The sequence below is a fragment of the Granulicella pectinivorans genome (assembly GCF_900114625.1).
Lineage (GTDB): Bacteria > Acidobacteriota > Terriglobia > Terriglobales > Acidobacteriaceae > Edaphobacter > Edaphobacter pectinivorans.
Window position 1 is genome coordinate 947,910 of record NZ_FOZL01000001.1, and the last position, 15,908, is coordinate 963,817.

Annotated in this window: 9 protein-coding genes; 6 read left to right on the plus strand and 3 right to left on the minus strand. The window is 61.8% G+C overall.

Annotated features, from left to right (window positions below):
- Nucleotides 1-141: 141 nt before the first annotated feature.
- The 3 genes from rsfS to obgE all read right to left on the minus strand — a co-directional run bounded on the left by rsfS (nt 142) and on the right by obgE (nt 2,493).
- Complete coding sequence (gene rsfS / locus BM400_RS03810) at nt 142-738, minus strand: ribosome silencing factor (RefSeq protein WP_089836765.1); 597 nt, start codon at nt 736-738, stop codon at nt 142-144.
- Nucleotides 739-804: 66 nt separating this feature from the next.
- Nucleotides 805-1,389: a nicotinate-nucleotide adenylyltransferase gene (gene nadD, locus BM400_RS03815; RefSeq protein WP_089836767.1), complete on the minus strand. Its 585-nt coding sequence runs from the start codon at nt 1,387-1,389 to the stop codon at nt 805-807.
- Nucleotides 1,390-1,392: 3 nt separating this feature from the next.
- Nucleotides 1,393-2,493 (minus strand): GTPase ObgE, encoded by a 1,101-nt coding sequence (gene obgE, locus BM400_RS03820; protein ID WP_089836769.1) that lies wholly within the window; start codon nt 2,491-2,493, stop codon nt 1,393-1,395.
- Nucleotides 2,494-2,808: 315 nt separating this feature from the next.
- Here obgE and BM400_RS03825 point away from each other — a divergent pair, with 315 nt between their 5' ends.
- The 6 genes from BM400_RS03825 (at nt 2,809) to BM400_RS03850 (ending at nt 15,703) form a co-directional block, all read left to right on the plus strand.
- A complete protein-coding gene (locus BM400_RS03825; protein ID WP_089836772.1) occupies nt 2,809-6,177 on the plus strand; it encodes a TonB-dependent receptor in 3,369 nt (1,122 codons plus the stop codon).
- Between the two features lie 139 nt (nt 6,178-6,316).
- Nucleotides 6,317-9,538 carry a TonB-dependent receptor gene (locus tag BM400_RS03830; RefSeq protein ID WP_175528852.1) on the plus strand — a complete coding sequence of 1,074 codons (3,222 nt, stop codon included), beginning with the start codon at nt 6,317-6,319 and terminating at the stop codon, nt 9,536-9,538.
- A gap of 77 nt (nt 9,539-9,615) precedes the next feature.
- Nucleotides 9,616-10,599 (plus strand): VTT domain-containing protein, encoded by a 984-nt coding sequence (locus tag BM400_RS03835; RefSeq protein WP_089836776.1) that lies wholly within the window; start codon nt 9,616-9,618, stop codon nt 10,597-10,599.
- Between the two features lie 55 nt (nt 10,600-10,654).
- A complete protein-coding gene (locus BM400_RS03840) occupies nt 10,655-11,674 on the plus strand; it encodes a glycoside hydrolase family protein (protein WP_089841454.1) in 1,020 nt (339 codons plus the stop codon).
- Nucleotides 11,675-11,728: 54 nt separating this feature from the next.
- Nucleotides 11,729-12,724, plus strand: coding sequence for a DUF1338 domain-containing protein (locus BM400_RS03845; protein WP_089836779.1), 996 nt, complete (start codon nt 11,729-11,731; stop codon nt 12,722-12,724).
- Between the two features lie 81 nt (nt 12,725-12,805).
- Nucleotides 12,806-15,703 (plus strand): FAD-binding and (Fe-S)-binding domain-containing protein, encoded by a 2,898-nt coding sequence (locus BM400_RS03850; protein ID WP_089836781.1) that lies wholly within the window; start codon nt 12,806-12,808, stop codon nt 15,701-15,703.
- Nucleotides 15,704-15,908: the final 205 nt, after the last annotated feature.

Sequence of the window (15,908 nt, forward strand, 5' to 3'; positions counted from 1 at the left end):
CGACTGTTCTGGTTCAGCCTTCGTCTTCAACCTCAAGCAGGGAGCCGGTTCCACCGGCTCCCTGCTTTTCTTTGTAGCCATCCACCGCAAAACAAAAGCCCCGGGGATTCCGGGGCTTTTCTATCGCTTGGAACGAAGATACTAAGCTTTTTTCTTGGCCGCCTTCTTGGCGACCGTCTTTTTTGAAGCGACCTTCTTTGCGGGCGCGACCTTCTTGCTTGCTGCCTTGACTGTCGGCTTTTTGGCGGCAACCACTTTCTTTGCCGGAACAGTCTTAGCGGCAACCTTCTTCGCCGTCTTCTTAGCGGGAGCCGCCTTCGCTGCGGGAGCTGGAGTCTTCTTGCGCGTGGAGGCGATCGCCGCCGTCAGCTCCGCATTCAGCGTGTCCACCGAGATCGTCGTCGCCGACTTACGCAGCCGCTCCAACCCGTAGAACGCGCGCTTTTCAGCCGAGAACACATGGACGATGAAGTCCACGTAATCCATCAGAACCCATTCGCCGTTGCGGCGTCCTTCGACTGAGTTCGGGTACACGCCGAACTTGCGCTTGAGTTGAATTTCGATCTCGTCGGTGATCGCGACGTTCTGGCGATCGTTGGTTCCGTTGCAGATCAGGAAGTAATCGGTCAGACCACTTTCGCTCGGATCGAGCTTGAGGATGCGGATGTCTTCAGCTTTCTTGTCTTCGCAGGCTGCGGCAGCGGTAAGAAGGAGCTGGTAACTTTCAGGAGTAGCCATACCTTATCGTATCGGGTTGTGCCCCGCGAGGCCAGCGAACGCACCCCGAAAATCCACGTTTTCCACTTAGCGATAAAGCCTGTGGGAATCGATATATTCAAGCACCGACGATGGAATCAACCCTTCGCAGTCCAGCCCTTGATGCAGCCGTTCCCGTACCCCGGTTGCTGAAACATCCACGTGTACGGTCTCCAGCCAGTGCACTCGCCCGGCCGGTGCGATTCCCAGGGGAGCCAGGACGAAACCCGGACGCGTCGCGACGATCCACTGCGCGAGCTCAAAAAGCCGCGCCGGCTCCTTCCAATGCTCCATTCCCAGGTAAGCATCCGCGCCAATCAGCGCGAACAACTCCGCCTCCGGGAACTCCCGCCGCATCGTTTCCAGAGTATCCACGGTAAAGTTCGGAGCTCCGTCGGCGCGTGGCCGATCCAGATCCGACGCCACCAGGCGCGGATCGCCGGCGCAAGCCAGCCCCACCATCGCCATCCGATCGGCGAACGACTCCGACTGAATACCCAGCTTCAGGGGCTGCTTTCCCACAGGCGCCACAAGCACCAGGTCGAGCGCAAAAGCATCGGCGGCAGCCGACGCCAGCGCCACATGTCCCGCATGCGGAGGGTCGAAACTGCCGCCGAAGAGCGCGACGCGCACCGGTTAGCTCGACCGGCGCCTGGCGGAGCTGGGCGGAGGAGGATAGGCGGGCTTGCGCGTTGCAAGCGGCTCCGGCTCCTCGTCCAGTTGGATCGGCCTGTGTGTCTGCACCATGTCGGCAACGGCGTACTTCAACTCTTCAATCCCCTGGCCGCTTACTGCCGAGATCGCATAGAACGGCAGCTTCCGCCGCTTCGCCATTGCGGTCAGCTTCTTCAGCTTGTCCGGATTGGCGACGTCGATCTTTGCCGCCACCAGCACCGTGGGCTTCTTGCCCAACTCCGGGTCGAAGCTCTTCAGCTCGTCCAGAATTGTCTTGTAGTCCTCCACGGGGTCTTCGCGTCCCGATCCGTCCGACACATCCACCAGGTGGACGATCACGCTCGTGCGCTCGATATGCTTCAGGAACTGGATACCCAGCCCCGCGCCGAGATGCGCGCCCTCGATCAGTCCGGGCAGATCGGCGACGGTAAACGAGAGCACATGCGGCCAGTCGCCCACGGAAACCACACCCAGGTTCGGCTCCAGCGTTGTGAACTCATAGTTCGCCACCTTCGGCTTCGCTGCTGAGATGCGCGAGATCAGCGTCGACTTGCCCACATTCGGGAATCCGACGAGACCTGCATCGGCCAGAAGCCTGAGCTCCAGACGATAGTTGCGCTCTTCGCCTGCGCGTCCGAGTTCATGCTCGCGGGGCGCCTGGTGGGTGCTTGTGGCGAAGTGCTGATTGCCCCGTCCGCCACGTCCGCCGCGCGCAATCACGATCTCGTCGTTCTGCCGCGTGAAGTCGTGAATCAGCTCGCCAGTGTCGTCGTCGAACAGCAGCGTGCCGATGGGAACTTCCAGGGTGGTGTGCTCGCCGGAGTAGCCGGAGCAGTTCGAACCCAGCCCGTGCCCTCCGCGCTGCGACTTGTGCTCCGGGTTGAACCGGAAGTGAACCAGGGTGTTGTGGCTCAGCGAGGCCTTCATGATGACGTCGCCGCCATGGCCGCCATCGCCACCGGAGGGACCGCCGCGCGGAACGAACTTCTCCCGGCGAAAGGCCATGCAGCCATTCCCGCCGTCGCCGGCCTTTACTCGAATTCTCGCTTCATCAATAAACATTGCTTATTCAGTGTAACGGAACGGCGGTAGACTGGTTCTCAAGCACAGAAAGCAAGACAGATGATCCGACCGCCCTCCTCCTGGCGGCAGATACTCTCACCAGTTCCAGCATAGGAATTGAGTCAAAAGATGCCGATAGATCTGTCGTCGTTTGTCAGAGGTTTGTCTGACGTGTGGACGTGTGTTAAGGGTTCGTCATCGTCCCGTAACCGAAATGTGCGACCATTTGAGCAAACATAACACTGCCCCGAGCAGGTGCGAGTACGCAAGCGCCAGGACTCAAGTAACCTTTTCTATCCATTTCAGGAGACCAGAATGTCGAAAATTCATTTCAAATCACTGCTCACGTTCGCAGGTGCGGTTCTTTTGACCGCAACCGCCGGGCTTGCGCAGTCGACCACCCAGGGTGCCATCGCGGGTACCGTCTTTGACGCCTCCAACGCGATCGTCCCCCATACCGAGATCGTTATTCACAATGACGCAGACGGATCCGAGCAGAAGCTGACCTCCGGAGACAGCGGTACCTTCCGCGCTCCGCAGCTCACCCCGGGCGTCTACACCGTCACCTTCAAAGCCGCCGGCTTCAGCACGGAGCGCCAGACCAACGTGATCGTTCAGGTCAACGGCGTCACCGAAGTCGATCCGCATCTCACCACCGGCGAGATCGCGACCTCCATCGAAGTCCGTTCTGAAACTCCCGTCCTGAAGTTCGATTCGGCAGAGTTCGGCGGTCACCTCGACAATACCGAAATCGAAAGTATTCCCATTAACAACCGCCGCTGGTCTTCGCTAGCGCTCACCACGCCAGCCGTCGTCAACGACGCCAGCGGTTTCGGCCTTCTCAGCTTCCGCGCCATCTCGGCCGTCCTGAACAATGTCGAAGTCGACGGTGCCGATGACAACCAGGCATTCTTTTCGGAAGAGCGTGGCCGTACTCGCGCCGGTTACTCCACCTCTCAGGCTGCTGTCCGTGAGTTCCAGGTCAATACCGGAGCCTATTCCGCGGAGTTTGGCCGCGCCGTCGGTGGAGTCGTCAACTCGGTCACCAAGAGCGGCGGCAACGGCATCCATGGTGAAGCCTACTTCTACAACCGCAACTCCAGCCGCTCGGCCTTCCAGCCCTTTGCGACCAACACCGTCTACACGGGCGGTCAGTATGTGACCTCGCCTTACCGCCCCAAGGACAACCGCAACCAGATCGGTTTCGGTGTCGGCGGTGCGCTCATCAAGGACAAGCTCTTCTGGTTCTACGCGTTCGATACCTACCGCCGTAACTTCCCCGGCACAGCCAAGGCCGCTACGCCAAGTTCGTTCTTCGTGGCCCCCGATGCGACTCTCCCCACCAACCAGGCCTGTAACCTCGCCACGGGCGCTGTCACCGCGACCGGAACCCCGACGGCTTCCGCCGCCGATGGCTATGCCTGCCTCCTCGCCGCCCGTCTCAAGTACGGTTCCTACGCTGCCGGCGCAACCGCCTTCAACACGCAGCTTCAGGCGCTTCTGCCTAACCTCGGTAGCGTGCCGCGCTTTGGCGACCAGAACATCAATACCCCTAAGCTCGACTGGCAGGTCAACCAGAAGAATCACGTCAGCGCGCTCTACCACCGTCTCCGTTGGGACTCGCCCGGCGGCGTTCAGACCCAGGGTACGAACAACTACGCGATCGACACCTTCGGCACCGACTTCGTCAAGCTGGACTACACGCTGGTCAAGCTCGACAGCCTGATTACTCAAAGCCTGACCAACGAGGTTCGCTACCAGTACGGACGCGAACTCAACTACGAAGGTCTCCAGCCTTCCAGCGCCTACACCACGACCAACCTCATCAATAACACCGGCTTCGCGCCGGAGGTCAGCCTGCTCGGAAGCACCACCGGCTTCTTTATGGGGCAGCCCTACTACTCTTTCCGCGTCGCGTATCCCGATGAGCGCAAGTGGCAGGTTGGCGATACTGCAACCTACATTCTGGGCAAGCACTCCATCCGCTTCGGTGAGGACATCGTCCACAACTACGATCTGCAGAACAACCTCTACGAGGGCAACGGCTTTGTCTCCTACACCACGGGCGGCACAGGTCTTGTGAACTACTTCTCCGATCTTCTGGCCCGCAAGAACGCTCAGCCCGGCACCTGCGGCACCAGCCAGGCCGGCGTCGGTAACCTCCTCTGCTACAACAGCTACGCCCAGGGTTTCGGACCGTCGACCTTCGACCTCGCCACCGTGGACTACGCCTTCTTCGTGCAGGATGACTGGAAGGTAACGCCGCGCCTTACCCTCAACCTCGGCGTGCGTTACGACTACGAGAGCTTCCCCAAGCCCTACACCAATATCGCCACAATTCCGCAGACCCTCTCCCGTCCCAGCGACAAGAACAACTTTGGTCCTCGCTTCGGCTTCGCCTGGGATCCCTTCGGCCTTGGCAAGACGGCTGTTCATGGTGGTTTCGGTCTCTACTATGGCCGCATTCCCAACGCAGTGATCCTGAACGCCTACCTGAACACGGCCTCGGCTGCCGGTCAGAACCTTGCAACCTTCACCCCGACGACGGCCGTGGCGGCTGGTCAGAACCTGCCCACCCTCAGCACCGCAGCGACTTCTGCTGTGCTCGGAACCGGATCGGTCCAGTACCTCGATCCTCACCTCCAGAACCCTTATACGGAGCAGATGGATCTCGCCGTCCAGCAGGATCTTGGTTTCCACAACGTTCTCTCGGTCAGCTACCTCGGTGCCCTCGGTCGCGAGCTGCCGAACTATCTAAACGTGAACCTGGATCCGACCAAGACCTACACCTATACCTACACCATCGCTCCTGGCTCTAACGGCTCCTGCGGACCGGCAGCGTGCGGAACATACACCCAGAAGGCGTATGCAAGCAAACTCCAGACCGGAGCGACGGCGAGCGTTTACAACAACATTCTCATCAATCCCAGCTACAGTGCGGTCACGGATACCGTCAGCAATATCAACTCCAACTACCACGCGCTCAGCATCGATGTGACCAACCGCTCCTTCAAGCTCGTCACCTTCGATGCAAACTATACCTGGGCACATGCGCTCGATTACAGCCAGGCCCAGTTCACCTCCAACGGCACCAATAACTGGCTCGATCCCTTCGCGAATCAGCGCTCGAACTACGGTACGTCGTCGCTCAACGTTCGCCACCGGGCTGTAGGCTGGGCCGTCATCAACATCCCTGGCATGCACAGTGGCAGCGCGCTCAAGTACGCCACCAATGGCTGGTCGATCAAGCCGCTCGTGCAGATCCAGAGCGGCCTGCCCTACTCCGCTGCCGTGTCCGGTACCACCCCCAGCCAGTGCTATGTGGCTGGATGTCTCGAGGCGGCGGGTACTTCCGGCGTCACGGCAACGGGTGTCACGTATCTCCCGCAGGTTGGCCGCAATTCCTTCACCCTGCCCCGCACCATCGTGGTCGATACCCGCGTCCAGAAGGATTTCGCTCTGACGGAGCGCAGCTCACTCCAACTCATCGGCGAGGCCTTCAACCTGGCGAACCATCAGAACGTAACCGGCGTCAATACCGGTGCGTACGCGTTCTCGACCAACACTGCCACCAACGTCAACACCATGACCTACCAGAGCGGCTTCCAGACGGTCCAGACCGCAAACTCCAACTACGCCTACAGCCCACGCCTGATTCAGATTGCAGCGCGCCTCGTCTTCTAGGCGTTCACACTCTGCATCAGCCAGCCTGCATGGCGAAAGGGCGGTCACTTCGGTGGCCGCCCTTTGCTTTGCCTGCGCTACAATTCGGCAACCGAGTTCCTCCGAATTTCTACCTGCTGCCGTGCAGAGGAGATCGCCGTTGCTGTACCCTTCCGGCCCACACGCAGCACCGGGCAAACAACACGAGCCTGTGGTTTGTCGCGCGCTCTTCCGTGCGCTTGTATCCGCAGCGGCGCTCCTCCTGACGGGCTCTCTCCACGCCCAGACCGCCACCGACGGAGCCATCGGCGGCCGCCTCACCTACCCCGGTCGAGGCCCTATCCAGGGCAACATCTCAGCCCGTGACACCGAAACCGGATTCTCCCAGCAAACCTCCTCGTCCCGCACTGGCCTCTTTCTGCTTACCCACCTACCACCCGGCGACTACACAGTCGAGGTCTCCGCTCCCGGCCTCTGGCTCCTGCGCCGCGAGCACGTCCTCGTCCGGTCCGGCACCCTTACCGATATCAACGCGTCGGCTCCCCCTGAAGAATCCCCGATTCCTGACTCCGACACGGAAGGCGAATCGCTTCCATCCTTCCGGGGCCTTCCCGCTTTGTCCACTGCTCTCTTCGTCGATGGATCCGTGACCACTCCACCCTCAGCCGCAAGCCCCCAAAGCACAGACGAAGAAGACACCGACGCCGGCGCGACCCATCGGAGTCCATCCGCCCGCAGCATCCGTAGCTCCGCTGTCCCATACACCTTCGCGCGCTCCGCCATCCGCGAGTTTCACATCGCCGGCGAGCACTATTCGGCCCTCTTCGGCGCAGCACCCGGAGGCATCCTCCATACCACCACCCATAGCGGAGGCCGCACCTTGCACGGGGAAGCATTTGTCCTCGTCCGCAATAGCGCCTTCGCTGCCACTAGCCCCTATGCCATCGCGACGACGTACAGCAGCGGCATCTCCCAGTCGTCAGTGGTCAAACCACACGACGCCCGCCAGCAGTTCGGTGGAGCGATCGGTGGACCCATCCTTCGCGATCACCTCTTCTTCTTTGCCGCCACCGACATCCAGCGCCGAGGCTTTCCTGCCATCTCCTCCCCGCAGGATCCCAACTTCTACAACCTGACTCCCACCCAGAAAGCCCTCCTGGCCAACCGTGGCGTTCACCCTGCACAGATCGATTCCGCGCTCTCCTACCTCAGCTCCCTCACAGGCCTCACGTCGCGCCGCTCCGACGGCGACGTCAACTTCCTGCGCCTGGACTACCGCCTCAGCCCTCGCATCACCACGGCCCTCGACTACAACCGGGCGCGCTGGACGCAGCCCGCAGGAGCCCTCAGCGCTCCCGTCGTCTCCCGCGCGCGGGCCAGCCTCGGTAACCTTACCGACAAGGTGGACACCGCAAGTGCCCGCACTCTCCTCTTCCTCACGCCTCACCTGAGCCAGGAGGTCCGCGTCCGCTACGGACACCAACTCCGCTTCGAGACTCCACAAACACCTCTTCCGCAGGAACCCGCCATCGCTCCGGGAGGCCTCGCCCCCGAGGTCGCGATCGCCCCGCAGGGTCTCATCTTCGGCACGCCCGCCTCGCTCGGCCGATCCGCCTACCCTGACGAGCGCCGCCTGGACACCGCCGCACTCCTATCCTGGGTACGAGGCCGCCAGCACCTCCAACTCGGCGCAGAAGCTGCGTTGGTGAGGACGGATGTTGCTTCTTTGACGAATCAGCAGGGCACCTTTCGCTATGACAGTGGTTCGACCAATGGTCGCGCCGGTGGCCTCGTTGACTTCATCACCGACTACACCTTCAACGTCCACGCGTACCCCAACGGGGGCTGTCCCTCCATCACGGCCTCGGTCCATCTTTTCTGCTTCCGCACCTTCACCCAGAGCTTCGGCCCGCAGGCCGTCACCTTCGACACGCAGGAGTGGGCGGGTTACCTTCAACAAGACATCCGCCTCCTGCCCAGCTTCACGCTCGGTTTCGGAGCGCGTTACGACTATCAGCTTCTTCCGTACCCGCAGCAGCCCAACGCAGCTCTCGACGCAACCTTCGGGCCGATTGCCGCCACCTCCGTCTTTCCGGAAGATCGCAACAACTTTGGCCCTCGCCTGTCGCTCGCGTTCAGCAGGGGGCTCTTCACCCTGCGCGCCGGGTACGGCCTCTTCTACGGGAAGGTCCCGGGCGCAACGATCCGCTCTGCACTCCTCAACACCGATCTCCCCGCCTCGACCACGCACATCCGCATCACGCCCAGCACTGAAACCAACTGCCCGCAGGTCGCGAACCAGGGCTTCGGCTATCCCTGCGACTACCTTGTCTCGCCCGCCGCCGCCCTTGCCAATGCAACCTCCGCCACCGTCTTCTCACGCCGGTTCCGGCTGCCCATGGTCCAGCAGGGAAGCCTCACCCTCGACCGGGAACTTCCCTGGGGTCTCGACCTCTCCGCCACCTACCGGATCAACCTCGACCGCCAGTTGGCCTCCTCCGTGGACCTCAACATCGCCCCATCCACCGCGTCGGCCACCTACCAGATGCAGGGAGGCACCGGAGCCCCTGGCGTCCGGGACGGCGAAACGTTCTCGCTTCCTCTCTATACGGCGCGACGCCTCGCCAGCGTAGGCCCGGTGACCGCGATTACCTCTGCCGCCAGCGCCACGTACCACGGTGCCACCCTCGAGGTCCGCCGGACGGGCACCCGCCTGATCTTTCTCACGGCCTTTACCTTCTCTCGCGCCATCGACCTTGCTCCCACGCAAGGTGCCAACCCCTCCCAGAACCAGCAGCTCGACCCCTTCACCAACCGGTACGACCGCGGCCTCTCCACGCTCAACTTTCCCCTGCGCCTTACCGCCTCCGCCACCTGGAACCCCCACTTAGCCTCCCGGCATCGTGAGGCCCGGGCCATCGCCAACGGCTGGACCCTGACCCCTGTCTTTCTCTACCGCAGCGGCGCACCCTACACCCTCACACTCTTCGATGGAACCCATCTGCCCGGAGGCCGCTACACGCTGAACGGCTCGGGTGGCGCGCTTTACCTGCCCACTGTCGGACGCAATACACTTCGCCTGCCCAACGCCACCAACCTGGATCTTCGGCTCACCCGCACCATCCTCATTCACGACCGGTTCCACATGGACCTCACCGCCGAGGCTTACAATCTACTGAATCATGTCAACCTCTCCGGCATCGTCCAGCGCGCCTACCTGGTGGGAACCCCCGTTGCCGGCATTACGCCGCTCGTCTTCCAGAGTGCCGCGAACATTGCCGTGGAGGGCCTGAACGCGCAACCCTTCGGTACTCCCACCGACTCCGGAACCAGCTCCTCCCGCTCTCGTGCGCTCCAGATCGGTCTTCGCCTGCGGTTTTAGCTTTTCTCCGTCACCACCACAACATTCCAGCGAATTTCGCATCCAACTGAAAACTAACGTCCGGAGTCTGTCGAACCATGGGAATCCTCGGCATCATCGCGCACCACGGATATGCCGTTGTGGCCCTCGTGTGCTTTCTCGCCTCCGCAGGCCTGCCTCTTCCCATCTCCATCGTTCTCCTCGGAGCAGGTGCAGCCGCGCATAGCAGCCTGAGTCTTGCGATCCTCATCCCTCTTGCATGGTTCTGTGCCGTCGCCGGAGACTCCGTCCTCTACTGTGGGGGCAAATACACCGGATGGTGGCTTCTCTCCGGCCTCTGCCGCATGTCGCCCAACCCGGAGAAGTGCATCTTCCGCTCGGCCGCTTACTTCTACCGCCGCGGTCCCAAGACGCTGCTCTTCGCCAAGTTCCTGCCCGGTGTCTCCTCCATGGCCGCGCCCCTCGCCGGCAGCCTGAACATGCGATACGCGCGGTTCGTCCGCTACGACGCCGCCGGTGTCCTGGCCTATGTCTCCGCCTGGACGATGACCGGCTACCTCTGCTCCCGCTTCATTACGGACGTCGTCCGCTGGGTGCAGGAGCTCGGGCACGCGGTTGCCTTCTGTGTGCTTGCTTTGCTCATCGCCTATGGGGTGATGTACCTGATCGTCCACATCCGCAACCGCAAATACCGGATGATCGAGCGCGTGACCGCGCTGGAGCTTCACACGAAGCTCCAGGAAGCCCACAACCCCGACCGCCTCGTCATCATCGCCGACGTCCGCAGCCATGGCTATTACGATCCCGGCGGGCACCGCATCAAGAACTCCATCCGGGTCGAACCCAGCCGCCTGAAGGAAGAACTGATCGCCCTCCGCGAGTTCATGCAGCCGGAGTGCGAGATCTACCTCTACTGTTCCTGTATCAAGGACACGACGTCGGTGCGCATCGCGCATATGCTCCAGCAGGAGAACTGCAAGACCGCCGTCATCGAAGGTGGCCTGAAGGCGTGGATCAAGGCCGGCGGCGAGATCGAGATGGTTCCGGCCACCGATATCGAGCATCTTCCGCGCTTCGATTAGAAGCAAAGCCGACGGTTCCCTCAGGAAACGGTTTCTATATAAAATGGCCGCACCCATGCGCCGCCTCCTGACAACAGCCGTACTTCTCTTCGTCCTGATTGTCCCCGCCTTTGCCCAGCAGGGCAAAGTTGCTCCCAAGCCTCTCTTCCGCGATCCTATCCACGACGGCGCCGCCGACCCCACCCTCATCTGGAACCGCGCGCTGAAGCAGTGGTGGATGTTCTATACGAACCGTCGCGCCGACCAGGCGACGGATGATCCGAAGGATGTTTCGTGGTTCCACGGGACGCGTATCGGCATTGCCACGTCGGTCGACAACGGAGCTACGTGGAAGTACAAAGGCATCGCCAACATTCCTTACGGCAACGCCGAAACCACGCACTGGGCGCCTGAGATCATCGACGACGGCAAGCTGTATCACATGTATCTGTCGATCGTTCCGGGCATCTTCAAGGACTGGAATGCACCACGCGACATCATCCAACTGACCAGCCCGGACCTCGTTCACTGGACTTTCGTCTCGAAGCTGGACCTGGCTTCGGAGAGGGTGATCGACCCCACCGTGTTCCCGGTAGGCGACGGTACGTGGCGGCTCTGGTACAAGGACGAGCGGGACGAAAGCCTGATCCACTCTGCGGATTCGTCCGACCTCTCACACTGGAAGCCCATGGGGCGTGCCCTCACCGACCGCCATAGCGAGGGCCCCAAGGTCTTCCGCTTCCATGGGACCGACTGGATGATCGTCGACTCCTGGGACGGCCTCGGCGTCTACTCCTCCACCGATCTCGCCGACTGGAAGCGGCAGCCTGAGAATATTCTCGCCACGCCCGGCGCCATGCCGACCGACCGCGGTATCGGACACCATTGCGACGTGATCGTCAGCGGCGATCGCGCTTTTATCTTCTACTTCACCCACCAGAACGGCCGGGACCTCGATCCGAGGCTTTCCCACTCCGAGGGGCGCACCGTTCTCCAGGTGGCAGAGCTTCATATCAAGGACGGAAAACTGACCGCCGACCGCGACACACCCACCCGTGTTTTTCTCAAACCCGGCTCGTCCTTCGGCGCCGAGTAGGCAGACAGCATCTCAACCATGGTGATACGTTCGTTCTCGATATGAGGTAACGCCATGCCGACACTCTCAGCCGCACTGGAACAGATCATAGGAGCCGACCGCGCGTCGCGTCTTACGCGGGTCCTGGTGGTACCCGCAGCGCTTCAGGAAGGCGGCGAGAAGCTCTCCCGGGCCGTGATCGCCCAGTTGCTGAATATGCTCCTCTTCGAAGACCTGCTGGGGCGCGTCCCGATGGCCGCTGCGTATGTGGAGGACTGCCTGCGCGACGGCAAGACCGTGCTGCACGACCATGGGGCCGTCCGTACCGTAGCCCTGGCCGGTATGGGGGCTCTCCCAGCCGGCGAAGGAGCCATTACGCGCCTTCTGCGCCCGCTCGGTTACGAACTCAACGGCACTTACCCCCTTGAGCGGCTGAAGATGACAGGCCGATCGTACGTGCAGGCGGACTACCCCGAGGAGATCGCCCAGTTCTTCCTCAGCGAGCTGCACCCAGAGCGCTTTTCAAAGGAGTTCCAGACCGCTGTTCGCAACGTCACGGAGACGTCCGTCGATCCCCTTACGGCTTCTGCCGCGGTTCTGCTGGCGGAGCTCGACGGGGACGGAGCTCTGGAGTTGGAAGACGCTGTGCATCTGTTACCGGTACTGGTCCAGTGCTTTGCCCGGCAGCACGCCACGCCCACGCTCGCGGACTACGAAGCGCTGAAGGCGGAATCCGACGAGATGGCGTGGATCTCGACCGAGGGCAACGCCTTCAACCATGCCACGGATCGTGTGGCGGATGTCGAAGCCCTGACCGTTGAGCAGAAGGCGCTTGGCCGTCCCATGAAGGAGGTCGTCGAGACCTCGCGTTCCGGACGGGTGAAGCAGACTGCGTTCCTTGCGGCGAAGGTGATGCGGCCGTTTCGCTGCGAGACCGGCATGGTGGAGCGTGAGGTGCCGGGGTCGTTCATCGAGTTCATTACGCGGCTCCCGGTGGAAGATGGCGCTCTGGATCTGAGCTTCGACAGTTCCAATGCGCAGGCCATCTTCAAGATGACGGCGACAAGCTGAACTCCCGGCAGGACACATGTCCTACGGGATGGACGCGGCGGCTTTCCTGCCACAGGCCTTTTCAGGGATACTGATAGGCCTATGGCTTCCCCTGCATTCGTGATCCTTCCCAGTTCGCATGCCACCGCGCATGACGTTTTTCCCGCGTCCTCCGCCCTTGAATCGCTGCTTCGCGAGACGGTCAAGGGCGAGGTACGGTTTGATGAGGGTTCCCGCGCTCTTTACGCGACCGACGCCTCGAACTACCGGCACATTCCCATCGGGCTGGTGATTCCGCGCGACGAGGCGGACGTGATTGCCACGGTCGCGGCCTGCCGCCAGTTCGGAGCGCCCTTGCTGTCGCGCGGCGGAGGGACCTCGCTGGCCGGACAGTGCACGAATGCCGCGGTCATCATGGACTTCTCGAAGTACATGAACACGATGGGGCCGGTCGATCCGGTGACGCGCACGGTTGAGGTGCAGCCGGGAATCGTTCTTGATCGTGTGCGGGAGTCCGCCGAGAAGTTTGCCCTCACCTTCGCGCCCGATCCAGCGACGCACAGCCGATGCACGCTGGGGGGGATGATCGGGAACAACTCGTGCGGAGTGCATGCGCTGATGGGTGGTAAGACCGTCGACAATATCGCGTCGCTCGATCTGCTGCTCTATGACGGGACGCGTTTGCGCGTGGGTGCTACGAGCGAGGAGGAGCTGGAGAGGCTGATCGCGGGCGGTGGGCGCGTTGGGGAGATCTATGCCGGGTTGAAGGAGTTGCGGGACCAGCATGCGGAGCAGGTGCGGGCGCAGTTTCCGCGCATTGCACGGCGTGTCTCGGGCTTCAACCTGGATGAGCTTCTGCCAGAGGCGGGGTTCAACGTCGCGCGGGCCCTGGTGGGCAGCGAAGGCACCTGCGCGGTGATTCTTTCGGCGACCCTGCAGCTTACACAGAGCCCGCAGTTTCGTACGCTGGTGGGCGTTGCGTTTGTGGACATCTTCGTGGCGGCGGACTATGTGCCGGAGTTGCTGAAGTATCCGCTGATCGGGCTGGAGGGCATGGACGGGCTGCTGCTGGACTCGCTGCGGAAGAAGCAGAAGTCGCTCGAGGACCTGAAGCTTCTGCCGGATGGCGAAGGGTTTCTGCTGGCGGAGTTTGGGGGCGACAGCCAGGAAGAGTCCGATGCGAAGGCGCATCAGCTTGCCGAGGCGCTGAAGGGGATTGCGGAGGCGCGGGTTTATACGACGGCGCAGGCGGCTCGGGTGTGGCATATCCGTGAGTCCGGGCTGGGCGCTACGGCGTTTGTGCCGGGCAAGAAGCGGACCGGGTGGGAGGGTTGGGAGGACTCGGCGGTGGCGCCGGAGAAGCTTGGCGCGTATCTGCGGGAGATCTATGCGCTGATGGAGGAATTTGGGTACTCCTGCCCGATGTATGGGCACTTTGGCCAGGGCTGCGTGCATATGCGGCACGACTTCGACCTCGAGACGGAGCAGGGGATTCTCGACTTCCGGATGTTCATGGATCGCGCGGCGGATATCGTGCTGAAGCATGGCGGATCGCTTTCGGGCGAGCATGGCGACGGACAGGCGCGCGGTGCGTTGCTGCCCAAGATGTACTCGCCGGAGCTGATGGACGCGTTCCGGCGGTTCAAGCGGCTGTGGGACCCCGCGAACAAGATGAATCCGGGCAAGCTGATCGATGCGCATGAGCCGCATGCGGATCTCCGGCTGGGGGTCGACTATAACCCGTGGCAGCCGGAGACGCACTTTGCGTTCGAGTCCGACCATGGGTCGTTCGCGCGGGCGGCGCTGCGGTGCGTGGGCGTGGGTGCCTGCCGCAAGGTCGATGCCGGGACGATGTGTCCGAGCTTCATGGCTACTGGGGAAGAGCTGCATTCGACGCGTGGGCGGGCGCATATGCTTTGGGAGTTGATGCAGGGCGAGGTGCTGCCGAACAAGTGGAAGAACGAGTCGGTGAAGGAGGCGCTGGATCTTTGTTTGTCGTGCAAGGCGTGCAAGAGCGAGTGCCCGGTGAGCGTGGATATGGCGACGTACAAGTCGGAGTTCCTGGCTCACTACTACGAGCAGGGGCATCGTCCTTTGTTCCACTATGCGTTTGCGCGGATCGACCGGTGGGCGCATATGGCTTCGTTTGTTCCCTGGCTGGTGAATGCGTTGTCGAAGGCTCCGGTTGTGAGCGGCCTGATGAAGAAGCTGCTGCATATTGCGCCGGAGCGGACGATGCCGAAGTTCGACTATGCGTATACGCGGCGGACGCGGGTTCCGAAGGATCTGAGCCAGCCGGAGGTGTTTTTATGGGCCGATACGTTCAATAACTACATGCATCCGGCGACGATGCAGGCTGCGGAGCAGGTGCTGAACGACGCGGGTTTCCGGGCTACGCTGCCGACGCAGCACCTTTGCTGCGGGCGTCCGTTGTATGACTTCGGCATGCTGGATGTGGCGAAGCAGTATCTGCTGACGGTGCTGGATGCGATGGCTCCGCAGCTTGAGGCAGGCACGCCGATTGTGGTGCTGGAGCCGAGCTGTGCGACGGTGTTTCGCGATGAGCTTTTGAACCTTCTGCCGCACGATCCGCGGGCGAAGAAACTGGCGGATAACACGTTTCTTTTGAGCGAGTTTCTGGTGAAGTACGCACCGGAATACAAGGCTCCGGCGATCGACCGGAAGATCGTGGTGCATGGGCATTGCCACCATCGGGCGACGATGTCGATGAAAGACGAGATGACGGTGCTGGGATCGAGCGGGGCGGAGGTGGAGCTGCTGGATTCGGGGTGCTGCGGGATGGCTGGTCCGTTTGGGTTCGAGGCGGATAAGTATGAGGTTTCTCAGACACTTGCGGAGCGGGTTCTGCTGCCGGAGGTGCGCCGTCAGAAGGAGGCGTTGATCGTGAGCGACGGGTTCAGTTGCCGGGAACAGATTGCCCAGAATTCGGAGCGGCGGGGGTTACATCTGGCTGAGATTCTGGCGGGGAAGAAGAGTTAGAGGTCTGACCACAGGGCTTGAACGTGGTACGAAAGCGCACCGATTTCGGTGCACTTTTTCTTTATTCGTATCCTGGTGTTCTAAAGGACTTATGGGTCGGCGATGCGAAAAAGCCAAGGTTTTACCAGAAGCATTTTGGACCGGTAAAACGTGGAGAAATGGATGGAAAACGTGGTCAGCATGTGGTGAAACGCGTGTTGGCGAA